We start from the raw sequence: 24,680 nt of genomic DNA, 5'->3' as shown, positions 1-24,680 counted from the left end.
ATTGTTGCCGGGTTTCACATCCATCTGTTAAATCATTTTCAGAACGGCCTGTTAAATCTTAGAATAAACTGTGCCGGTGCGGGATGATCGGTGCGCCATACAACACCTATGCGGAATGAACCACTCCGGTTTGTGAATGCAACGCCAACGTCATGTTTGAAATCGTTGAACTTGACTGTCTCAACTCCTTCAAATACTGAAGCCGTGGGTAATGCTTGCCGTGTGAAACCGGCATCCGACAAAAGCATAATATTCACGTTATGGAATATCCACATAGGCCAGAAGTCCACGTCTTCAAGAAAACTGCCGTTCACTATGAACTCTGCATTGATGAGAAGCATACGATTCCCGGTTTCGGACTTGAATGGAAAGGCATTCATGGTACCCAAACCGCCTAAATCAAACGCTTTTTGTTCCAGAATATCACCGACGAGGGAGCCTGCACGCAGGCGAATGTTAAAATTATCGTACTTGCCAAGCGGTTGATAGCGGCGCAAGTCAAGGATGTACTGATCGAACTCAAATTCACTGCCCCAATTCTTCTTCGCAAATTCGGCAGAAGCATTCAAGCTCCATCCTTCGGACCCATAGCTTGTTTTGGAAATTGTGCTGACGCCGCCGCTCACGATCATACTTCTCATTTTGCCGGGAACGATAAGGGGATTCATGCGAAATTTTTTACCGCCGCCGAATAATGCCCAATCAACTTTATTGGTCAGTGAATCGTATGTATCCACCAAATACGCAAACTTCAGTTCGTTCTTCAGATAATCGTGTTTGGAATAATATGCCGCGTGTACTGTGTAGCCGTTCCGCTGAAAGTAATCGCGGAAATCTTCATGAATAAATAATGCCGCTGCAGTATTTTCGTGTAATGAAATAACCCATTTATCTTTCGTATCGGTAAAACTGTATCCTTCGGCACCCAGCTCGATTATGCCGTTTCCTTCATTTGTGAGGAGTGCAAACTGCCGTACCAATCCAAGATTGCCGCGCCATGTGTGCGACCTAAATCCCCATCCCACGGAGCCGTACATATTCCAATTTCGTTCTCCATCCCAATTATATTTTTTTTCGGAGCCAAGACCTAAGAAAACACCTTCTACTCGGTTGTACCGGAAAATAAAATTATCCAAATTCGTTTGTTCGTCTGACCATGGCACATCAAATGTACGCACGGTTCGTGAAAAATTTCTGCGCGATGGACGAAAGCTCGGTTGTTCTTTGCTGGTAAAATCTTCAAACCCTTCGATGATCGCGCCGTCTTCTTTTCTTATGCTTCCGTTGATAACACGCGCACCGCCTGTAATTTTACCCGTGCGTTTCATCTGTAAATCGCCGCCTACCACCAGGACATCGCCATCGACAGTGCCATAGATAGTCAGATCACCGCCTTTCACAACAACATTGTTGTGAATTGTTTCAGCTTGTTCGATCACCTTGTCGCCGGAAAATGTTTGCGAGTTGCTGTCAATTTCGCTCTCGGTGATGTTTGGTGATATATGAGATGTGGATTCAAGAGTGTCGTCTTCTATCATTTGTTCATCATTGAAAGGCGAAATTCCTCGGTTGACCATGTTGTTGACTAACTTATCGATATTGTTCCCAATTTTATCAATTTCATTTCCAACATCATCCGCTTCTCTTCCAATGCGATCACCTATGTTTTCGCTGTTCGCTTTTTTCCGCTTTGATTGTGCGTTGGCGGAAAAAAATGGTAAAACCAATCCGATGGCAATGAGAAATATGATCAAGTTTTTCATGGATGCACCATAGTGTTTATAAAAATTGTTTCCTGCAAATATTACGGTAAAATAGAGTTCAAAGTTACAGAAATCTTGTCACAAGATAGGCTGAGATCGGCTGATATTCAATTCTTTTACGAAAATGAGTATATTATAATGAAGCTCTATAAGAAGAGAGGAAGAGGAAAATATGAGATTAGCAATCAACATCGACCATATTGCAACATTGCGCAATGCACGCGGGGGAAGCGACCCGGACCCCGTAAAAGCAGCGCTTCTTTGCGAGGAAGCCGGCGCCGTTGGTATCGTATGCCATTTGCGTGAAGACCGGAGGCATATGAAGGATGATGACGTGAGGAGACTTCGTGATACAATTAGGAAAAAACTCGATCTTGAGATGGCAGCCACCGAGGAAATTATAGGTATTGCCATTAAAACGAAGCCCGATCTTGTAACGCTTGTGCCGGAACGGCGTCTGGAACTTACAACTGAAGGCGGATTAGATGTGGTTGCGCAGAAGAAATATCTTGGTGAAGTTGTAAAACAATTCAGACGAAACAACATTCCCGTGAGTTTGTTTATTGATCCAACAGATGTGCAAGTGCGTGCATCAGCAGATATTGGGACTGATATGATTGAAATTCATACCGGCGAATATGCCGAAGCAAAGACTGAAAGCGAAGTGCAAGAACAATTCCAACGAATTCAGGAAGCGGCGAAACTTGGCCAATCGCTTAACCTCGGCGTCAATGCCGGTCACGGATTGGATTATGAGAATACTGCGGCTATTGCCGCCATTCATGAAATTGATGAAATGAGCATCGGTCACGCCGTCATTGTGCGGGCATTGTTCGTAGGGTTAGAGCAAGCAGTACGGGAGATGCTACATGTCGTTGAAGGAAGAACAAGCAAAATAAGGCGGCAGATAGAAGAAGAATAGGAGAGGAGAAAAATTCATCAATTCAAAACCAGGCCTCGATCCCACTCATCTACACTTTCATTGCCTGGTCTAATACGCGCTGGTTCTTTAATCCTTCTTCACCGGGTATCGGCGATTCAGTGTTATGAAGAATCGATTCGGAAAAAAGCGTTACTTCTTTTTCGTACAGATTTGGAACAACAATGCTTTCTTCGTGCTCTTCAATTATTTTATCATTTTCGCCGAGCACAGTTTTCAATGAAAGTCTATTGTTGCTCCATGAAAAATTTTTCGCAGAGAGAATTCCTTTTTCTCCGATGATCTCGATATAGGTGCGCCGTATCGGTGCTGCGTAAGAACAGAATATGCCGGCTGTTGTTCCGCGAGAGAACTTGAGTGCAAGTTGCGCTGTAGATTCAGTCATGACCGAAGAAGGAGCCGGATCAAGCTGACTCTTCACTGAAACGACTTCATCATCGAGCAAAAAGCGAGTCGTATCAAGACAATGAACGCCAATATCAAAAATTGGCCCTCCACCTGCAATATTCCTATCGACAAGCCACTGTCGATGGGAAATACGTCCGTCATAAATAAACTCCGATTTTATGAACGTGACCCTGCCGATGAGCCCCGATTGAATCAATTCTTTCATCCGGAGAACGAGTGGTGAGAAACGCACCATGTGCCCGACCATGAGTTTTACATTGTTTTTCTTGCATATCTCAATCATTGTTTCCACTTCTGTCGAATTTATCGCCATCGGCTTTTCTACTAAAACATGCTTGCCACATTGAGCTGCGGTTATTGTCGCCGGAGCGTGCTGCGAATTTGCAGAAACGATGAACACCGCATCTACATCCGGATGTCTCACTAACGCTTCAACTGAATCAAATACATGCGGGATATGGAATATTTGTGCTTGTTCCTTTGCGGCAATAAGCGAGCGCTTCTGAAGCGCAACTAATTCCGAGTTTGACGATGCTTGAATTGCAGGTGCAATAGTGCGCTCAGCAAATGCACCGAAACCGATGATACCATAGCGAACTTTTCGAGCCATCTCTATCTCCGTAGAATGATAATCTGCATGAAACATACTGAAGAATGTACGTGAACTCAAATATTCTTTTCATCCTCCATTGTTGAATCTCTCTTAGAGAACTTGTAGATTATGCCGTAACTGTCAAACAACTTTTTAAGAGTCAAAAATGACATCCCACGGTGGGCGATTAAAATTTACCCCGCAACGACCATTGCACATGTTGCAGCGCATGACGAGCAGGCGTAACGCCATGCTGCTCCTGCGGCTGTTTATCGCGTTTATCATTATTCTTGTTTTATATTCGATCGCATTTCAATATCTGATGAATTTAGAAGGGCGGAGATACAGTTACATATCGGGATTGTATTGGATCGTTTCAACCATGTGCACAGTAGGATTAGGTGATATTACTTTCTTAACCGATTTTGGAAGGCTTTTTACCGTTCTCGTCATCAGCACAGGTATTTTCTTTCTACTTGTGTTGCTGCCGTTTACCATTATTCAACTCTTTCAATCATCAGCACGTGTTCCACGCGAATTGCCGGAAAACACACGCGGACATGTTGTACTGGTGGAATATGGTGCTTTGACAAGCGCTCTCATTGAACGGCTTGAGCGGTATAATCAAAACTATGCCGTACTGGTGTCCGATATTGAAGAGGCGATGCAATTGCGGGATCAAGGAATCAAAACCGTTGCGGGTGAGCTTGACGATCCAAGCACGTTCAAGGAAATGCGTATTGAAAAAGCAGCATTTATTGTAGCAACCGGCTCCGATACTACCAATACATCGATCGTCTTCACGATTCGACAGGTATCCAATACTATTCCGGTTATTTCCATGGCGAGTGGAGAACCGGCGGTGAAAATTTTAGAGCAGGCCGGCTGCACGCATGTTTTGGCTCTCGATGAAATGATGGGTCAATCACTTGCGCGAAGAATAATTGCCGGTGATGCTATGGCGCACGTTATTGGACAGGTTGATGATTTGGTGATCGCGGAAGCGGCAGCCGCTGGCACGCCCTTGGTCGGTAAAACTCTTCAGCAAGCACATGCAACTCACATTGTTGATGCGTCGATCATCGGCGTCTGGGAAGGCGGAGTTTTCGTTCTGCCCCAAGAAACCATGACCATTACTAAAAAAAGTATTCTTGTGCTTGCCGGGACACAAAATCATATTGACAGATACAACGAGTTATTCTGCATCTACAATATTAATAGTGCGCCCATAATCATTATTGGCGGAGGAAGCGTCGGGAGTGCATTAGGACGTTCGATGAAAGAGCGGGAACTTGATTTTCGGATTATTGAGAAATCAAAGGAAGTTGTTCTCAACGATAAACAGTATATCCAAGGAGATGCAACGGACGTTCAGGTGTTAAAACAAGCAGGTTTTTTTGATGCGCCTGCAGTTGCAATTACCAGTCACAGTGATCCGATCAATATTTATTTAACCACCTACTGCCGGTATCTCAGGAAAGATATTCAAATCATCAGCCGTGCAACATTGGATCGGAGCGTACATACATTACATACCGCGGGCTGTGATTTTGTGGTCTCTCATGCATCGCTGGGTGCAAATAATATTTTCAACTTATCGAAGCGAGGAAATATTCTCATGATCGCAGAGGGTGTCGATGTATTCCGTGTGAAAACACCCAGAGCATTAATGGGCAAGACGATCAACGATGCATCCATTCAGGAAGAATGCGGCTGCAGCATTATCGGAATCAGTGCTCATGGATCGATGAAGATCAATCCGTTTGTTGAGACGCTCCTTCCTGCCGACGGAGAAATTATTCTGATTGGCAGCGTTGAATCGGAAGAAAAGTTTTTCCGCCGGTACAAACCGAAAGAATGAATCAAAGGTAATAAGACGCGCTTTTCGTTCTTACGGAATGCTATCCGCGCAATAGTATGGCGAATCGTCACACGGGGAAACTAAGGTCTCTTTCAGAGACTCACCTCAAAGTTGATCACACAAAGTAGTAGATGATCCCTTGGATATACATAAATTATTATTTATGCAACCTTGCTGAATATTCTTTGCTCATTATTACTTTCTGCGGGAACTTCCACGGTTGTCCGCGAAAGAGGACGGGATGCCAATAATGCGCGAACCATTTCCTCAAGTTCGAGCGGCTTGGTGACATAATCATCCATACCAATTGACAGAAAGCTTTCTAAATCGCCTTGGGAAGTGTGGGCTGTCATCGCTATGATGCGTGGTTGATGATCGGCAGGAAAATTTTTCCTTATTGCCATTGTTGCCTCCCGACCATCCATTTCCGGCATTTCAGCGTCCATCAAAATTACGTCGTACGATTGACGTCTGAGTGCGTCTATTGCTTCGATACCATTGAATGCTACGTCTGCGTGGTAGCCAAGCTTCTTGAGAAACCACAGAGTGATCTTCAGATTGACAAGGCTATCTTCTGCAAGTAAAATTTTCAGCGGATGCTGTTGCCCAATTTGGACATCAAATTGAGGAAGATTCTCAATTGTTTTCCGCAGCAACTGACGGTCTGCTTCCTTTGGGTCTTGTACCTGGTTGTATCCGGTTTCAGTTGTTTCTGCTTTGCACAAATGGTCTTGTGGTTCAACTGTTTCGCAAGAAGTTTCTGCAATTACCAACTCTGTATGTTCCATAAAATCCTCCATTTGTTTGTTCTGACGAAACCGAATCTACTCCAGAACCAACAATCCGTATGCCAATACGGTAATAATGCCAAAGATTCTTTAAAAAGGTGTTTTTAATGAATTAGGGCTACTATTTCAAAAATTAACGTGCCGTCAAATGAGAACTTTGAAGAGATTACAATAGAGGCCTTTGATAAGGAATTATTCTTGTGCCAAAAAGAAGCGGATAAGGAGATACTGAGTGAAGAACAAAGGACTGTTTCATTTAACGAAATTCGCGATAATACAAGAAAAGTAGTCTTCCCTGTTATTCTTTTCTTAACGAATTTCTGTCATTTCATGAATATTTTTAAGATTCACCATGGCGAGTTCGTCTAAAGATAAAAGCGTGCTTCCTTATTGTGAGATACAAAGGAAAGCACATGTAACGAGGATCGGTATGAGTTTGAATTTTAGATTACAACTCAATAATTAATTTTTCTATTGATTATGGCATTGGAATGGAGATGTTGAAAGTCGTACCTACTTGAAGCTGGCTTTCAGCCCAGACTTTTCCATTATGCGCTTCGATGATTTTACGAACAATGACGAGTCCCAGACCAGTGCTGGATTCGCCTGAAGTAGTTTTTACGCTGAGTCTTGGAAATGGCTTAAAGAGCTTATCCATTTCAGCCGGTGGGATTCCCTGGCCTGTATCGTGGACAGAAATCACAAGGTTTCCATTCTCGCACTTTGCATCAATTGTGACTCGTGATTGTGGGTATGAGTACTTGATTGCATTTGAAATAAGATTGTTAAATACTTGCTCGATTTTTTTGCGATCCAGTTGAAAAATCGGCAAGTCCTTCATAGGATTAAACTCAACAGTGATTTGTTTCCGTCCTGCTATGACACGATTTAATGACACGTTATTCCGAATGAGTTCCATGATATCTACCGGCTCAAGATAAATCGAGAGTTTTCCTGAATCAATAACACTGACATCCAACAATTCCTCTAAAAGGTCTCGCATAAATTTGCTGGATTGCTTGATCATCTCAAGGAATTCTATCGTTTCCTCGCTTGTCTTTTCTTTTAGTTCTTCTGTGATAAGATCAGCGGTGGTGTAAATAATTGTAAGGGGATTGCGAAGATCGTGGGCGGCAACACTGAGAAAATGGGTTTTTTCCTGGTTTACTTTTTCGAGTTCAATGTTCTTGTGCTCAAGTTGACGGTGTGCCTCCATGAGGTCGTTGTGAGCTTTATGAAGCTCATTGTTTTTCTGAACGGCATTTTCGTAGGTTGAAAGCAGTAGGTCAATAATTTGCATCCTGTCGGAGTTGATGAAATATTTCTGACCTGCAAACATAATTTCAATCTCTGAACCAGAAGATAGGTCTTTTCGCAGTTCCTGATTAGCGAATATATTTTGAATACATGAAATAAGGAAAGTATCTTCGTAGGGTTTCGTGAGGAAGTTATCGGCTCCTGCTTGAAGACCTTTGATCACATCTTCAGGATCGGAAAGCGATGTAAGCAGCATGACCGGAATAAATCTCAAGTCGGGATCACTTTTTATTGCCTTGCAGAGTGTAAACCCATCCATTTCCGGCATGACAATGTCTGTGATAACAAGGTTGGGCTTCTTGCGACGAATGCATTCCAATGCTTTAGCACCGTTCGATGCAGAATCGACGAAGTAATTATTTTCTTCGAGTATAAGACGAAGGAGTTTTGTTTGCGTCGGACTATCTTCGACGATAAGAATATGTACCTGTGCTGTCATCGCCATCACGATCCATTTTTGCAATGCGTACGGTAGATGTACCGTCAGAAATTATTCTTTATACAATAACATATGCGTCGATGCATATTCTGAAAATGATAGAACGATGCACTATAACTTTTCTGCAGCCTCGGGAAAAAACTTGGCAGCACAACTCGGACAGATACCATGAGTGAATTCAACATCCGTTCTTTTGGCCATGTATGTTTCGATTTGATTCCAGTACCCATGATCGTCCCGGATTTTTTTACAGTGCGCACAGATCGGAAGCAATCCGCTCAAAGTTTTTACTTCGGTGAGGGCATGTTGTAAATTATGATTCAACTTTTCGAGTTCAATATTCTTTTGCTCAAGCTGAAGGTACACTGCAATGAGGTCGTTATGAGCTTTATGAAGTTCACTATTCTTCTGAACGGCATTTTCGTAGGTGGAAAGCAGAAGATCTATTATTTGCATTCTGTCAGAGTTGATGACGTATTTCTGGCCTGCAAACATAATTTCAATCTCTGAACCTGAAAGCCGGTTTTTTCGCAGCTCCTGATTAGCGAATATATAATGAATACATGAAATAAGAAAAGCATTCTCGTAGGGTTTCGTCAGGAAGTTATCGGCTCCTGCCTGAAGACCTTTGATTACATCTTGAGGATTGGAAAGCGACGTGAGCAGCATAACCGGAATAAGTCTCAAGTCAGGATCACTTTTTAATGTTTTACACAGTGCAAACCCATCCATCTCCGGCATCACAATGTCGGTGATGATGAGATCGGGCTTCTTGTTACGAATGCATTCTAATGCTTTGATGCCGTTAGGTGCAGAATCAACGATGTAATTATTTTCTTCGAGTATAAGGCGAAGGAGTTTTGTTTGTGTCGGACTATCTTCGACAATAAGAATATTTACCTGTGCTGTCATTGCCATCCATTTCTGCTTTGCGTATGTTTACATATACCATCAGATGCTTTGAGTGAATTTAACATCAATTCTTTTGCCACGGTGAGCGGCTGTTGCATAGCCCAATTCGACTTGTCAAGCTTATTAAAATTTAATGAATAATTAAGTATAGACAAAATTAATAATACAAGTTGCCTTTATCCATAATTTATACCAAAATATATAATAAACAAGAGTTATCTCTTCAACTTGAGTAAACAGTTCCTTAGAGTGTCGTTGTCACAGTTGTAAAGACCTAAGGAGGATGCGCTTGATGAAAAAATACAAAAAAGAACAACAACAAACGACTGAAAGACTAATGACTCTTCGATCATTGCTCTATGAATTGATTTTACTCGGAGTTCAACAATTTTATATCATCTTGCAGCATTTCTCAACAAGCCCTAAACTCCGGATTGCTGCTTAATGTTTACACAACTGATTGACGATGTCACTTATAGAATTCTGAAATACAATAAAATGAATTCTCTGCTTGCATCACTTTTTGAATTCATTCATCTTAGGGATATCCAAGTGTTTCCAGTGGAGTAGGCCTATGATAAATACGCATAATATCTTGAGACAACAGAAAAATGGCGAATCCTTAAATATAGAACCCTTCCCATTAAGGATATTTCGACTTTCCTTTTTAGGAATCCTCATCGTTTTTGCTTTTCTTGCAGCTTATATCTGTGTGTATAAAGATTCCCCTGAGTATTATGAGCCTGTGAATTTTACTTCACTTCCTTCCGGCACTTTATTCGATAAACCGCTGATCAGCCCTTTTGGATTCCCGTTGATAAGCCCTTATGGATTCGGAAGCGATACTCTCGCTGTGACAATTACCGGCGAGAATTGGAAATTTGAAAAACATTTACATTTCCAAATCAATACAGGCCCGCAAGATTGGGCAGGTGTGACTTTCAGCATAAACCATGAACTTCTTTCTGAATCATTCTTAAGTATACGCTGGCGCGGTCGTGGCGATAACTATCGCATACTTGTGGATATCACAGACGGAAGCCTTCATGATAGTGCGGGTGCACTTGGAGAAAATTGGTATGCGTATTTCGATGCCCCGCCGAATGAATGGACTACTGTCTCCATTCCGTTGACAGAGTTTCAGCTTAACCCTGTTCAAAATCCGAAAGCGATTAAGAATGGTAAATTCGATTTAGATAAAGTTCAGGGCATAAGTTTCACTTTCTATCCCGGATTACGATCTACATTAGATATCCAAGAAATACGGTTTGTGACGAAATCAAATAAATGGTCCATGACTGGATTCTTCATAATCGTATTGCTGTGGGGATTCTTACTATGGCGCAGAACAATATCGAATAGATTACTCACAGCAAGAGAATGGGATATTCGAAACAGTAAATTACTTGTTCGAATAATATATCTCTTCTATGTCCTTTCTATTATCATAGCTCTCTGGTTGCAACTCCCTTATTTCTTTTCTCTCACATCACTCTCTATTCAGGGTCTTCTATTTCTTCTCATCCTCATAGATGAAATCCGGCCAAACACTGTGTCGACAAACATCATTTGGCAATTACGCTATTTGATTGTCTTGATAGCCGGGTGGTATCTAAATTTTACATATGAGATAAGTCAACTTATACCACTTTTGTGCCTTGCTTTTCTTCCTGCAATTCAATCCCATTCTCGCCGTTTATACTTAAGCTTACCCGCTGTCGCTTTATTAGCAATTATCGCTCACCAAGGTGGCAATTGGAGTTATACACTTCTGCTTGGGACTATCATTATAGGCATTTTAACGATTGCTCTAATTTTTTTACAAGAGATATTAGAACGAAGCAAGGCACATAGGGAAGCTCAATATGCACTTTCTCTCTACGCTGAAGTTCTTGAAAACACATCGGATGCAGTCTATATTGTCAATAGCGATGGAACCGTTGAACGCATAAATAGCGGATTTGAGTCTTTAACAGGATACAGAAGCCATGAAGTAGTTGGACGAGCGCTCACCGATTTTGTCCTTCAGGAAGATGCACAACTTGTGCTTTCCACGTTTCAATCAGATTTCCAGCGTGAGCCACGGCGGTATGATCTTCGATTTGTAAATAGACAGGGAGAAATACGTTATGCGATTGTACGTGAAACGCCATTGTTTCGAAATGATCTTTTTAAAGGACATCAAGCAGTAGCAACAGATATTACGGATAGAAAACGAGTAGAAGCAGAATTATTCAATTCTCGACAAATGCTTCAAACTGTACTGAATACGATTCCTCAACGGGTCTTCTGGAAAGATAGAGATTCGATTTTTGTTGGTTGTAACAAATCCATGGCATTGGATAGCGGGTACTCTGATCCCGATCAACTTATTGGCAAAACCGATTACGAAACAGCGTCGGCAAAAACTGCAGATCTCTATCGTGCCGATGATCAGCAAGTGATTAAGACTGGCCAGCCGAAACTCAACTACGAGGAGCCTCAAATCAAATCAGATGGCAGTCAGAGATGGTTGAGAACCAGCAAGGTACCACTGCGTGACAAAAACGATAGAGTAATAGGAGTGCTTGGAACGTATGAAGATATTACCGAGCATAAACAAGCAGAGGAATCCCTCAAACGTGAACGTAATATGTTTCGAGTATTGATTGATAACCTACCGGATGCCATTTATGTTAAAGACATAGAATGCCGCAAGACGATTGCTAACGTCGCAGATGTTCGTATTATGGGTAAACAATCTGAAGCAGAGGTTTTAGGCAAAACAGATTTTGATATATACGCGGCAGAGATTGCAGCGGGTTTTTACGCTGACGACCTCTCTGTTATCCAATCCGGAAAATCTGTGCTTAATAAAGAGGAATTTTTCTTTAACAAAGACGGCAAGAAGAATTGGTTGCTCACTTTTAAGCTACCGATGAGAGATGAACAAGATCGAATTATTGGGCTTGTGGGTATAGGTAGAGAAATTACAGAACAAAAACGTACGATGGAAGCGCTCACCTTACTCAGTCATACAGTGAAAAGTATCGGTGAATCAATCAGTATTACTGATCTTAAAAATAATATAATTTTCGTCAACGAAGCTTTTTTAAGAACATACGGTTATACTGAACAAGAACTTATTGGGAAGTCCATCGGCATTGTCTCTTGTGATCCAGTGACCCATGAACAGATGGTACTTTCTGAAACAATTAAAGGCGGCTGGCAGGGAGAACTGCTTAACAGGAAAAAAGATGGCACATTGTTTTCGATATCTCTATCTTCATCGGTCGTTTATGATGATAAAAATCAACCTATTGCACTCGTGGGTGTTGCTACAGACATCACCGAGCGCAAGCGGACGGAAGAGGCGCTCTATGAAAGCGAAGAACGATTTAGGATCATCGCGGAACAAACAGGTCGATTAGTCTATGACTGTCGTTTGGAAACAGATATTACCATATGGGCGGGGGCTATTCAAGAAGTGACAGGATTAACCTCTGGTGAATTTCAAACTACAACAATTATCGATTGGCAAAGCAATATCCATCCAGAAGACCTTGATTACGTTGTGTCTTATCTAGATGAAGCTAAGAAAACAGTAAGTCACTATCGTATCGAGTATCGGTACCGCCGAGCCGATGGAGAATATATCTACATTGAAGATCATGGAGTATATTTAAGTAATGAGTCGGGGAAAACATATCGTGTGCTGGGAGCTATTGCGAATATCACAGAGCGTAAGCGCGCAGAAATAGCACTTCGAGAATCGATGGAAAAATTTCGCATGATATTTGAGAATGCATCCGATGGAATTAATATTATAGAAGAAAATCCTGACGAATCGAAACGAAAACTTATTGAATGCAATAATCGGTTTGCAGAGATAACTGGGCGAAGCCGTGAAGAGTTATTACGCATGGGGACAATATATTCACTGATGAAAAACGTAAGTCATGAGTATGAACATAAAGATATACAATTAATCGGCTTGGGTGTCCCATTTCATGGATCAGGCTCATGGATTAGACCTGATGGAAAGTATAATATTATTGAATATACAGGTGTGCAGATTGAAATGCAGGGTAAAATATGCACGATTGGCATTGATCGCGATGTTACACAGCGTAAGCAAGCTGAAGAAGCATTGCGAGAAAGCGAGGAAAAACTCCGTAACATCGTCGAACATAGTACGAACCTTTTCTATTCACGTAATACCGACCAAGTGTTCACATACCTCAGTCCTCAAGCCAAAGATATTTTTGATTGTGAACCAGATGAAGCTTTGGTCCGTTTTACAGATTTCATGACGGACAATCCGATCAATAAACTTGGTTGTGAGCTTGCAGAGAAAGCAATTCAGAATTGCGCACGGCAGGAAGCTTATGAACTCGAACTGATGAGCAGGAAAGGGCGCCGCGTCTGGGTGGAAATTCAGGAAGCACCTGTAGTTAAGGATGGAAAGACAATTTCTATCGTAGGAGCTGCAACAGATATCACCGAGCGCAGATGGGCAGAGATGGCGCTTCAAGTGAGCGAGAAGAAATATCGGGATATCGTCACTTGGGCTCCCATCGGAATATTTCAAACCACACATTCAGGAAAATTGCTTACCGCTAATAAGGGCATCGTTGAAATGCTTGGGTATGAAAATATGAGCGAGTTAATTGGATGTGATATGGGAAAAAAAGTCTATTATGATGAAAAAGATAGAGAACGGTTAATTGCCCGACATGACACGAGCGGAGAAAATATTTCATTGAATTCTGAAACTCGATGGAAGAGAAAAAACGGTTCGCTTATCTGGGTCTTAATGACTGTCCACGATGTTCGCGATAAATCATCCGAAATTCTCTATTATGAAGGATTTGTCTTTGATATTACTGAACGTAAACATGCAGAAGAATCACTGCGCGAAAGCGAAGAACGCTTCCGTTTGCTTGTTGAGAATTCGACGGATATTGTAACAGAAATCAATGCTGAAGATAAATACCTGTATGTCAGTCCGAATGTTAAATCGATTCTCGACTTTGAACCGCTGGACCTGGTTGGTACTGATATCCTATCGAGAGTGTATGGAAAAGATAAATCTGCAATTGGAGAGTTCCTCAGCAAATTAGGCGGAAGTGCGACATATCGATACCGCGATCGATCAGGTGGCTGGCATTGGTTTGAGTCCTCAGGACGAGTCTATTATACATCCTCAGGTGAGCAGCGGATGGTCATGGTAAGTCGCGATATCACGCAGCGCCGGAAAGCCGAACAACAACTTGAAGTCTCCAGAAAGCAGCTGCAGCACTTTACAGAACACCTTGAGTATGTTCTTGAAGAAGAACGAAAACGAATCTCGCGTGAACTGCATGATGAACTCGGTCAATTGTTAACCATCTTGAAGTTTGATTTAAGTTGGCTTAAATTAGAGGGAAGCCACAACGATGCTAACATTATTGCGAGAATTGACGCGATGATGGAATCGGTAAATGAAGCGTTAGCATCAGTGAAACGAATCTCGAAAGAGATACGGCCACCGCAACTTGAAGCACTTGGTTTGATTGGTGCCATACAATGGGACATTGACCAGGTGGAAAAGAAGACGGGCCTTAAAAGTATTGTAACAGTTGAACCTGCAGAAGTGGAAATAAAAGGTCAGGTGAGTACAGTTCTGTATCGAGTTTTTCGCGAAGCCCTGACCAATGTTCTACGCCATGCAGATGCAACACATGTGTTTATAAGATTATCCCAGCGTCTGGATTCTATTTTCCTTATCATAAGAGATAACGGACGTGGTATTACAAAGAAAGAATTGAAAGGGACGAAATCATTGGGCCTTGTTGGCATTCGCGAACGGCTTCGGATGGTTGGAGGAACGTTTACCATCGAAGGCAAAACAGGAAGCGGTACAATACTGTCGGTGGAAGTTCCGCTTAAAAAAAAGAAGGGAGACAGTAAATCATGATTCGTGTTCTTATTGCTGATGATCATCCGGTAGTCCGAAGAGGACTCAAGACGATTCTGAAGGATGTGCCAGATATTAAAGTTGAAGACGAGGCAAGCGATGGTCTCGAAGTTATGGAGAAGATTCGACACGCTGAGTTTGATGTTCTCGTACTCGATCTCTCGATGCCGAAGCTTGATGGTCTCGAAGCGATTAAAAGAATAAAAACAGAAAGACCTGATTTAGCTATTCTTGTGTTGAGCATGAACCCCGAAGAAGTGTTTGGGATTCGTGCGTTAAATCTTGGTGCATCCGGATATCTTTCTAAAGACACTGCGCTTGAACAACTTATTCAAGCAATCCGTCGTGTGGCTTCTGGAAAAGTTTACATATCACAATTGCTTGCTGAATCAATTGCACAAAATGTCAGTCGGGGCTCACCGAGGCTTCCGCACGAACATCTTTCTGATCGCGAATATCAAGTGATGTTGATGATCGCGCGGGGCATGTCACTCAAAGCGATTGGAGTCGAACTTTCCGTAAGTGTGAAAACGGTAAGCACGCACCGTACACATATTTTACAAAAAATGAAATTGGAGAATAACGCGCAAATTGTAACCTACGCTATTCAAAATAGTTTGCTGACATAACTACCTTTTTGAAATTAGCGTACATAGAAAATCTGTTCGACATTTCTTGATATTCTTTTGCTCAGATATCATTGAGCGAAGTGTTCTTGAAGGCGTATCAATACTTCTTCAGTTTTGATCAACCCAAGAGGATATTTCTTATTAACTGATGTTACGCAAAGTCAGTTGATTGATAGCCACGACGCCTGCCTGCTCGCCGACCTGCCCGCCGAACAAGTTCTCTGGCAGGCGGGCGCACTTCGTGCTTAAGCGAGCCTGCCGGCAGGTTTACGTCGTGGATGAGTAAAAGGAAACAGCATCGGCTTTAGCCACAATTTAAATCGTTTTAGGCTTGGCGAAAAGCCATCCCTTTGGGAAAAGCCCAGATTTTTTTAAATATTAATACGACGACCTGTCCCGAAAGGGATGCCCTTGGCAAAGTTCGAGGCAATATTTTGTTGCATTCTGCGTGACATCAATTATTAGGAATTTTTCTATTCATTTCTCTCTCATTGTCCTCCACGCGCAGTTACATCGCTTTTCAACTTGTTCTTTGGTAATTGAAACCAACGAAATGATGCAATTTTAAGAGTAATCGGCGCAATAGACCTGATTTCATTAAAGACCTCAAGCAGTAGGTTAATTCTTATAGAAGAATCAGAGTTGTACTGATATCGTTCCTTGTCACTATTATGCAAATTGACTCCGCATGAATTTCTATAGAAACCGTTGTATGAGAACACAATAGTAACAAAGAAGAAAGAGCGTGCATACAAACGCTAAAATAGTTCTATTGAAATTATTTTTTAGAAGAAAATGAAGATCGCTTTGTCAATGAGTTGTGGATCGATTCCACACATTTGCGGCGCGTAGGACCGAGAAATATTGTATCATCGAAAGGAGTATTCTGATGACAACCAAAATAAATGTAAAGGTTCAAAAGGAAATGAAAGTTCAGGCAGAAGAACTACTTCAGCTTGTGAGTTTTAATATTGGGCAAGAAGAATTCGGATTGGATATTCAAAGTATTCAGGAAATCAATCGAATGGTGGAGATTACACGAGTGCCCAACTCACCTGAATTTGTCAGCGGTGTGATTAATTTGCGTGGAAAAGTTATCCCCATCATTGACCTGCGGAAACGCTTTGGATTTCCACCAAAGGAAAGTGACAGGAATACGCGTATTATTGTTGTCGAGTTAAACGATATGGTTGTCGGTTTTGTTGTTGATGCGGTCAGCGAAGTGCTGAGGATACCCAAAAATATAACCGAACCTCCTCCACCTATTGTCGCAGGTATTGGATCGGAGTACATCACGGCGGTTGCAAAGCTGGAAAATCGTTTATTGATTCTTTTAGATCTTGAACGAATTCTTCTCGATAAAGAAAAGCAGCAACTTGAATCGACAATTTGAATTGACGAGATGAAAGACTATGCGTAAGCAGTATTCCTGTTTTGCAAAACTCGCTTTTATAACAAATTGACTAAAAAATTTAAGAAGAGATATCCATGAAAAAACGAATTGTTCTTTTTGTTTTCATCTTATTTCTTGTGTCAGCAATGGGAACATTCGTGCTTCCACAAGAAAAATTAAGGATTGCTGTTATTCCGAAAAGCAGTACGGCTGCATTTTGGAAATCAGTACATGGAGGTGCAAAATTAGGAGCTGCTGGGTTAGGGGGTGTCGAGGTTGATTGGAAAGCCCCGTTAAAGGATGATGATCTGGTACAACAAATTTCTCTCGTCGAGCAGTGCATCAGTGAAGGAGTATCCGGGATAGCACTCGCACCAATGGATAAGGATGCCTTTGCAAAGTCGATTGCAAAAGCTGCAAAGAACAAAATACCTGTTTTAATTTTTGATAGTGCCCTGAAGGGAACGCCAGGAAAAGATTTCATTAGTGTGGTCGGCATAGACAATAAAAAAGCTGGACTTATTGCCGGTGAGCAATTAGTCAAATTACTTGGCGGCAGAGGTAATGTTGTTATGCTGCGCGTTGTCGCTGGTCAATCCAATATTACGAGTCGTGAAGAAGGCTTCCTTACTGTAATAGCAAAATCCAAAGGTATTCGGTTAATCGAGAAAGATCTTTTTGTAAGCGGCACTGCAGAAGAAACAAAAATAAAATGTATGAAGATAGCAGAGAAACTGAGGGATGCCGACGGTGTCTTCTGCTCCTATGAACAATCTACGATGGGTATGCTTCTCGCTTTACGAAATCTAAATCTTGCAGGTAAAGTAAAATTCGTTGGTTTTGATACACCGGCTCCAGCACTTGAAGCATTGAAGAATGGTGAAATCAGTGCCCTTGTCACACAGGATCCAGCACGGATGGGTTTCTATAGTGTAAAAACGATTGTCGATTATATACGCGGGAAAAAAGTTTCCTCAAAGATCGATATCGACGTCGATGTCGTAACTCGCGAGAATATAAATGACCCGGAAATCAAGAAACTAATAGCGTTACCAAGTATGTCAGACTAAAGCATGTTCAGATAAAACTTTATTAGAATAGAATTAGGTGCATTCGCTCAATAATTCACCAATGTGTCAAAAAATTGATATTAAACAATTAGAAGCCGAAACACAACCGAAGAAGCAAGTCTTATGGATAAAACAACAAAAGATCTCGTCTGTCTTCTGCTGACGGATCCCGACCCTGATGTCCGGCGCAGAGCAGCAGAAGATCTTGCTGAGAGCAGCGACCAAAATGTCTTAGCGGTTCTCTCGATTGCTCTGCAAGATGAAAATAAAGGAGTCGAAGATGCTGTCTCGCGTTCATTTCTGAGTATTGGCGGGGCGGCTGCAGCGCGAGCTATCGTATATCATATTGAGGATGAAGATATTGTCCCTCGAAATCTTGCTGCAAAGTTGCTTGTCAGACTTGGAAAAAACTCAATTCATGCGCTTGTTCCTTATCTCAGATCTAATAACAAAGATGTTCGCAAATTAGCTGTTGATATTCTCGGAGAAATAAAGGATAAAGAACCAATTTATTATCTCTTGCCGCTTTTAGATGATACGGACCCCAACGTCATTGTTGCGGTACTCGAGGCACTTGGCAATATTGGCAGCAATACGACGATCAAACCAATCGGCGACGCGTATGAGCACTATCCATTTGCCCGTATTATGGCGATTGAAGCACTCGGGAAAATCGGCGGCACCTCTGTCCGAGATTTTCTCGAGGATAAATTCAAGAATGCGCTCATTATTGGTAATCCAGATGGAGTATATCTTTTCGCATTGCTCGATGCCATTGGAATTGTGGGAGACAAGGGAACACTCGAAATACTTCTTGCAAACTATGAGCACATCAGGGAACACCTTCGGGATGTGTTGCTGCATGAAGTTGTTCAAATCATAGAACGGCACAACCTGGATTTTCAATTTGAGGATAAAGTACGAGACGATTTGTTGCATGCACTATGCATTGATAATCAACATATTCAACTCAGCGCAGCAAAGGGGCTGGTCCAGTTCAAAGACCGGGATGTAACGCAAGCTCTTCTCCTCTCACTTGGTATTTCTGAAGAGATGGATTTTGTCATTATCGCCCAGATGTCTGCCAGACCGTTGGTCTTTCAAATTGCTGTTGAATGTCTCGAACGAGGAGTGTCAAGAGGGAAGATTCAAATGATCATGTTGCTTGGGAAGCTTGCAACCGAATTTATTCACTCATACAAAAATTATTCTGTTTTCCCCATAAACGACATTGAACTGAAACGGATATTTGCTGTGACCATAGAGGCATGGCAGGATGCCAGCGAGGAAGATCGTGAAATCATTGCGGATACGCTTTTTCGGCTCGATTGTGATTGTGCTGTTACTTTTTTGAGCAGCGCTCTCATTGAGATGGATCCGTGGTCTCGAGCTCATATAATAGATCAACTTGGAACAATGCCGACACGACGTGCTCTGGATTGCATCGCTCGATTTGTTAATGACGAGAATGAAATGGTGCAAGAAGCAGCCATAACAGCGTTGCGAGCTGCTGGACTTCCGGTGGAAATTGGTAGTTCAATAACTGGAGATGAAGCACTTGATAAGGGAGCCGATGACTGTGCTTGAACAAGTCCCAGATAGAATCCGACCAGAGATTTCTTCCGCACCGAAGCTTTCTGATGAAACCTTTGCGCTCCTGAGGGATTTTATTTATTCAAAAACAGGTATTTATTTCACGGAAAAGAAAAAGTACCTCATCGAAGGAAGACTTACGAGACGGCTGCAATTACTCAATATTGCTCATTTTGAAGAGTATCTTCAATTGTTGAAATATGGTAAGCAAAGAGAACGTGAGTTCGAATCCCTGTGCAATATCGTGACGATCAACGAGACTTCTTTCTTTAGGAACGAAGGGCAAATGAACGCGTTTCAACAGAAACTTGCAGGGGAAATCATCGCCAAGAAGACATATGGCGCACGAACCCTTCGAATATGGAGCGCAGCATGTTCTTCCGGTGAAGAACCTTATACGCTGGCAATGTTATGTTTAGAACATCTCAAACCTCAATATCCCGACCTGCATATCGATATCATAGGTTCGGATATTAACACGGCAGTGGTCGACATGGCACGCGTTGCTGAATATAGTCACTATGCGATCCGCTCTCTGCCGGAAGTATATGTGAAAAAATATTTTGAGAGTTATAATGGACTCTACCGTCTGAGAACAGAAGTAAAAGAGTTAGTGCGGTTTGAATATAATAACTTGATTAATCACCAAACGATGCGACAAATGACGCATTTCGATTTCATTTTTTGTTCGAATGTTCTTATCTATTTCGATCAAAAAGCAAAAATACAGGTTATTGGAGATTTATACGATAGTCTCAATCGAGGCGGATATCTCTTCATAGGTTCTTCGGAAATGCTGCACAAGATTTCGAATGCGTTTAAATTGGTGAGTTTTCCCAAGACGACCGTATATAAAAAGGAGTAATATAAGTATGGACAAGGTAGTTTTGGTTGTAGATGATTCGGCGACAGTAAGAAAGTTCGTCGCCGCATCATTGAATATGAAGGGATTTCGAGTGGTCACTGCAGCGGACGGAGTTGAGGCATTGGAACTAATGCCCGCAGAAAAGTTCGATCTTATCATCACAGATCTCAATATGCCCGATATGGATGGATTTGAATTCATCCGAACACTTCGAGAAACTCCGGAATATTATGCTATTCCAATAATTGTCCTGTCTTCAATGACAGATTTGAAAAACAAAGATTATGCGTTAGAACTAGGAGCGGTTGCGTTTCTCGAAAAGCCGCTGAGTACTGAAGCTATACAGCGTGAAGTTTTTCGGTTTGTTAATAAAACAATCCAGCATAAGATATGAGTATAGGAAATATCCTATTATCAAATCGTTCCTTTCCTTATATCTTTTACGATGACAAAATAGCACTTTGATGCAGAGCATCAGTGAATGGTCTGCAAAGAAAAAAAGAAACTTAACAATAACACCAAACAAAGGATAAGATCATGACATCAATGAAAATCCTCATTGTGGACGATTCGATCACAATACGACGTATTATAACGAATGCGTTGAAAACCGTAGGGTTTCCAGATACCGTTGAGGCGGCAAATGGAAAAGATGCCCTTGAAAAACTGACTAACGCCAATGTGGATTTCATTATCACAGACTGGAATATGCCGGAAATGAACGGCCTGGATTTTATTAAACAGGTCCGTGCAAATCCGATATACTCATCTTTGCCCATCCTTATGATCACCACTCGAGGCACAGAACATGATGTGATTGAAGCACTTCAGGCAAAAGTGAACAGCTATATTGTGAAGCCATTTACGCCGCAAGAACTGAAAGAAAAGATTGAAGGTATTCTCAAAACTGTTCAAGTCAATACAGTGTAGAGCAGATGAATAGATCAATCTCAATACAATTTGTTCTGGAGAGGGTAGAGTTATGAATCAACAGGAACTTGATGGCATCTTGCAAAAAGCCGCTGAACTGAAGGTGTTCTGCGAGTATGGAGAGCGCACCGTTCCGGTTCTCGATGAGATCGCTGCCTTTGTCAGGGAAATTAGTCCTGCCATTGAAGATCTCAGGGCGGTTGTCGAGGTGTCGATGGTTAATATTCCCAGGGCTGCAGATCAGCTCGCACGGGTTACACAAGCCACTGAACAGGCATCGACCGACATCTTGAACACGTTAGATAGAATGGTAGCAACTCTTGACGAAGTGATTGCGTCGGTTGCCTCTGGAATGATATCTTCAGATCTAGGCGCGGCGACAAAAAAAATGGCCGCAATAGTGAAATCATTAGTAGATAAATCAGGTTGGGATGAAGATATTGTCAAGCTCGCAGAAGCATGGGATATTCATCTGCAAAGCATGAGAATGAACGGTCCAACAAGCAACCTTGAACGATTGTTGAAGGATCTTCAAAGTGATTGCACTGAAATTATGATGGCACTTCAAGTATCGGATATCACTCAGCAGCATATTGGTACTGTGATGGGAACAATTGAAGCCGTCGCTGATGGACTTCGTAAGCTCACGACCGGCTTTTTCAGTACGAGTACAGCAGAGACTCTCCCGCCGTTGCCCGCCATACTGATTCAACCTGAACAGGAGAATGTGGGTGATGTCGAAAGGAAGAAAATGGTTGAGGCCTTGCTGAGTAAGGCGCGTGCAGGACAATTGTAGAAGTTGAAAAGTGAAAATCTGGTTTAACGCGAAATTGAATAATCACGAGCATAAAAAAAAGGTGAAAAACATGGCAAACGAAGAGAAAATCGAAAATGTTGAAGGGACGACAGAAAGCGTAATAACTGCGCTCCAGAAGGTTATCACATTGCTTGATCGTATAAAGAACGCCATTGAGGAAAGCTCAAGCAAGATTCCCAATGCATCTGTCCAGTTGAATACCGTAACGCAAGCAACAGAACTCGCTACGGTGGAAATTCTTGATGTTCTCGATGTGATGGGAACGAAGATTCACATACTAGAGAATGGAATGAAAGAATTCGATCAAGCCGGGATTTCCGAAAAACAAGTCTTGATGCTCACAGGCATCAAGCAGACCTTGGCAGAATTGAAAGAGAACACAAGCAATATCACTGTTGCCTTACAGGTGCAGGATATAACAGCACAAAAAATTGGAGCAGCAAATCATCTTATAGAATCTGTTCGCAAAGAATTATTAAACGAGTTGAATTATTTTGAGACAGCCAAACAGAATGCCGACAATGCGCGGCGTCAATTTGAAGTGGAAATAGATGGACCCAGAGCATTTGACGTGAATGCCTCATATATGAAAGCGCCCGAACATCAATCAAAGATTGATGAGGTCGTTTCGGCTTGGCAGGAAAAAGAAGCAAAATAAGTGAAGGAGTTTTTCCGTCAGAGTATACAAAAGATGGAACATTATTCAATGGATGATAAACAAGATAAAGCCGGTTTTGATGAGGATATGAGGGAGATCTTCGACAGTTATCTTGTCGAATCTAAAGAAATTCTTGATCATTTAAGTCAGGATTTGCTTGCTCTGGAAAAAAGTCCTACCGATGCGGATTTATTAAACAATATTTTTCGAGGAGTACATACACTCAAAGGCACATCGTCGTTTCTCGGTTTCAACCAGATGACAGAACTGACCCATACCGGTGAAGACTTATTAAACAAACTCCGGAAAGGTGATTTTATTGCGGATAGTAAAATCATAGATGTGCTCATTGAAGTTCACAATGCAGCAAGTGCTCTCCTCCAACGGATCGAGAGTCGCAATCTACAGCCCATTGAACTGAATGGGATTCTTGAAAGATTACGTGCAGCAATGCAGCCGCAGCCTGTTATAGCTCAGGTTGAAGATGGTGTACAGGTAACGAAAGAGCAAACCCCATCCGCATCTGAAACATTTGAAGTCAAGCAACAACGCACAGCTGATCCGACAATCCGGGTTGATATTGACAGACTTGACGATTTGATGAATCTTGTTGGCGAGCTTGTTCTTGCCCGCAATCGTCTTGCACAGGCTACCCAGTCGCTGATGGAAAAATATGAACGGATTGAAATATCAAAACATATCGCCGATGTCAGCAGTCAGATTGACTTTGTGACAACGGAACTTCAAATGGCTGTCATGAAAACGCGGATGGTTCCAATTGAGAAAGTATTCAATGGACTTCCTCTTCTCGTGAGAGACCTTATGCGCACGACAGGCAAGGAAGTCGATCTTCAAATTTACGGCAAGGAAACGGAGCTGGATAAATCTATAATAGAAGAATTAAACGATCCGCTCATCCATATGACGCGCAATGCCATTGATCATGGTATTGAATCGCCGGAAGAGAGAACGAAAAATGGAAAACCAGCGCAAGGGATCGTTGTGGTCAACGCTGAGCGTGACGGAAATTATATTCTTATCACAATGGAAGATGACGGGCGCGGTATGGATGCCGAGCTCATTAAACAGAAAGCAATCGAAAAAGGAATAATCTCAGAAGCACAAGTACGGGATATGACGACATCCGACATACTGAACTTGATTTTCGTCCCTGGCTTCAGTACAAAACCTGAAGCTACAAATGTATCGGGAAGGGGTGTCGGAATGGATGTCGTTAAAACAAATATCGCAAAGTTAAAAGGAATTGTCGAAATAGATTCCGAAGTCGGCAAGGGAACTATTATCATCTTGAAAGTACCGTTGACGCTTGCAATTATTCAAGGCCTTCTCATGAAGGTGGCAGACGAAATTTTTGCTGTTCCGCTGAGCGCTGTGCTTGAAATTATTAGTATTGAACCTGATGATATATATACAATTCAAGGACGGGAAGTAATACGGCTCAGGGACGTTATCTTACCGCTGGCAAGGATGTCCGATATTATTGGAAATTCAAAAGCCGCAAAACAGTCACCAAATTCATACGTTGTTGTAGTCGGTTGGGCGGAAAAACGAATCGGCCTTTTGGTCGACTCTCTCAAAGGACAGAAAGAGATCGTTATCAAATCGTTAGGCAATTATCTGGGCAATGTTCCTGGAATAGCAGGCTCAACAATTCTCGGAGATGGAAGCGTCATTTTAGTCATCGACGTTGGTCAATTTATTGAATTGTTTGCACGTCATTTTGGAAAAGTAGCATAAGTAACGGAT

General features: G+C 42.0%; 19 protein-coding genes. 14 read left to right on the top strand and 5 right to left on the bottom strand.

The window, feature by feature from the left end:
- Positions 1-38 precede the first annotated feature (38 nt).
- Positions 39-1,763, bottom strand: coding sequence for a hypothetical protein (locus NTX44_04065; protein MCX6120775.1), 1,725 nt, complete (start codon positions 1,761-1,763; stop codon positions 39-41).
- Between the two features lie 172 nt (positions 1,764-1,935).
- Between NTX44_04065 and NTX44_04060 the strand changes: the two genes are divergently transcribed.
- A complete protein-coding gene (locus NTX44_04060) occupies positions 1,936-2,685 on the top strand; it encodes a pyridoxine 5'-phosphate synthase (protein MCX6120774.1) in 750 nt (249 codons plus the stop codon).
- 49 nt (positions 2,686-2,734) lie between these two features.
- Here the strand turns inward: NTX44_04060 and NTX44_04055 are convergent, their stop codons facing one another.
- Positions 2,735-3,721, bottom strand: coding sequence for a Gfo/Idh/MocA family oxidoreductase (locus NTX44_04055; GenBank protein ID MCX6120773.1), 987 nt, complete (start codon positions 3,719-3,721; stop codon positions 2,735-2,737).
- A 148-nt stretch (positions 3,722-3,869) separates the two neighbouring features.
- Between NTX44_04055 and NTX44_04050 the strand changes: the two genes are divergently transcribed.
- A complete protein-coding gene (locus tag NTX44_04050; protein ID MCX6120772.1) occupies positions 3,870-5,564 on the top strand; it encodes an NAD-binding protein in 1,695 nt (564 codons plus the stop codon).
- A gap of 161 nt (positions 5,565-5,725) precedes the next feature.
- Here the strand turns inward: NTX44_04050 and NTX44_04045 are convergent, their stop codons facing one another.
- The 3 genes from NTX44_04045 to NTX44_04035 all read right to left on the bottom strand — a co-directional run bounded on the left by NTX44_04045 (position 5,726) and on the right by NTX44_04035 (position 9,026).
- A complete protein-coding gene (locus NTX44_04045; protein MCX6120771.1) occupies positions 5,726-6,352 on the bottom strand; it encodes a response regulator in 627 nt (208 codons plus the stop codon).
- Positions 6,353-6,830: 478 nt separating this feature from the next.
- Positions 6,831-8,108: a hybrid sensor histidine kinase/response regulator gene (locus NTX44_04040; protein ID MCX6120770.1), complete on the bottom strand. Its 1,278-nt coding sequence runs from the start codon at positions 8,106-8,108 to the stop codon at positions 6,831-6,833.
- A 111-nt stretch (positions 8,109-8,219) separates the two neighbouring features.
- Positions 8,220-9,026, bottom strand: coding sequence for a response regulator (locus NTX44_04035; protein MCX6120769.1), 807 nt, complete (start codon positions 9,024-9,026; stop codon positions 8,220-8,222).
- A 286-nt stretch (positions 9,027-9,312) separates the two neighbouring features.
- On the opposite strand from NTX44_04035, the gene NTX44_04030 reads away from it, so the two are divergent.
- The 12 genes from NTX44_04030 (at position 9,313) to NTX44_03975 (ending at position 24,671) form a co-directional block, all read left to right on the top strand.
- Positions 9,313-9,465, top strand: coding sequence for a hypothetical protein (locus NTX44_04030; protein MCX6120768.1), 153 nt, complete (start codon positions 9,313-9,315; stop codon positions 9,463-9,465).
- Positions 9,466-9,594: 129 nt separating this feature from the next.
- Positions 9,595-14,958 carry a CIA30 family protein gene (locus NTX44_04025; protein ID MCX6120767.1) on the top strand — a complete coding sequence of 1,788 codons (5,364 nt, stop codon included), beginning with the start codon at positions 9,595-9,597 and terminating at the stop codon, positions 14,956-14,958.
- Entirely contained in the window at positions 14,955-15,587 is a 633-nt protein-coding gene (locus NTX44_04020; protein MCX6120766.1) for a response regulator transcription factor, read from the top strand. The genes NTX44_04025 and NTX44_04020 overlap by 4 nt, the downstream gene beginning before the upstream one ends.
- Positions 15,588-16,476: 889 nt before the next feature.
- Complete coding sequence (locus tag NTX44_04015) at positions 16,477-16,980, top strand: chemotaxis protein CheW (protein ID MCX6120765.1); 504 nt, start codon at positions 16,477-16,479, stop codon at positions 16,978-16,980.
- 95 nt (positions 16,981-17,075) lie between these two features.
- Complete coding sequence (locus NTX44_04010) at positions 17,076-18,050, top strand: substrate-binding domain-containing protein (GenBank protein ID MCX6120764.1); 975 nt, start codon at positions 17,076-17,078, stop codon at positions 18,048-18,050.
- A 123-nt stretch (positions 18,051-18,173) separates the two neighbouring features.
- Positions 18,174-19,637 (top strand): HEAT repeat domain-containing protein, encoded by a 1,464-nt coding sequence (locus NTX44_04005; protein MCX6120763.1) that lies wholly within the window; start codon positions 18,174-18,176, stop codon positions 19,635-19,637.
- Positions 19,630-20,508 carry a protein-glutamate O-methyltransferase CheR gene (locus tag NTX44_04000; protein MCX6120762.1) on the top strand — a complete coding sequence of 293 codons (879 nt, stop codon included), beginning with the start codon at positions 19,630-19,632 and terminating at the stop codon, positions 20,506-20,508. Before NTX44_04005 ends, NTX44_04000 begins: the two co-directional genes overlap by 8 nt.
- Positions 20,509-20,515: 7 nt before the next feature.
- On the top strand, positions 20,516-20,902 hold the full coding sequence (locus tag NTX44_03995; GenBank protein ID MCX6120761.1) for a response regulator: 387 nt from the start codon (positions 20,516-20,518) through the stop codon (positions 20,900-20,902).
- Positions 20,903-21,045: 143 nt separating this feature from the next.
- On the top strand, positions 21,046-21,438 hold the full coding sequence (locus NTX44_03990; GenBank protein ID MCX6120760.1) for a response regulator: 393 nt from the start codon (positions 21,046-21,048) through the stop codon (positions 21,436-21,438).
- Positions 21,439-21,490: 52 nt separating this feature from the next.
- Positions 21,491-22,234 carry a protein phosphatase CheZ gene (locus NTX44_03985; protein ID MCX6120759.1) on the top strand — a complete coding sequence of 248 codons (744 nt, stop codon included), beginning with the start codon at positions 21,491-21,493 and terminating at the stop codon, positions 22,232-22,234.
- A gap of 70 nt (positions 22,235-22,304) precedes the next feature.
- Positions 22,305-22,913 carry a hypothetical protein gene (locus tag NTX44_03980; protein ID MCX6120758.1) on the top strand — a complete coding sequence of 203 codons (609 nt, stop codon included), beginning with the start codon at positions 22,305-22,307 and terminating at the stop codon, positions 22,911-22,913.
- A 48-nt stretch (positions 22,914-22,961) separates the two neighbouring features.
- Positions 22,962-24,671, top strand: coding sequence for a chemotaxis protein CheA (locus NTX44_03975; protein ID MCX6120757.1), 1,710 nt, complete (start codon positions 22,962-22,964; stop codon positions 24,669-24,671).
- The last annotated feature ends 9 nt before the right edge of the window (positions 24,672-24,680 follow it).

This window comes from Ignavibacteriales bacterium (genome assembly GCA_026390575.1).
GTDB lineage: Bacteria > Bacteroidota > Ignavibacteria > UBA10030 > UBA10030 > Fen-1298.
This window is presented reverse-complemented; position numbering and strand designations above follow the sequence as displayed.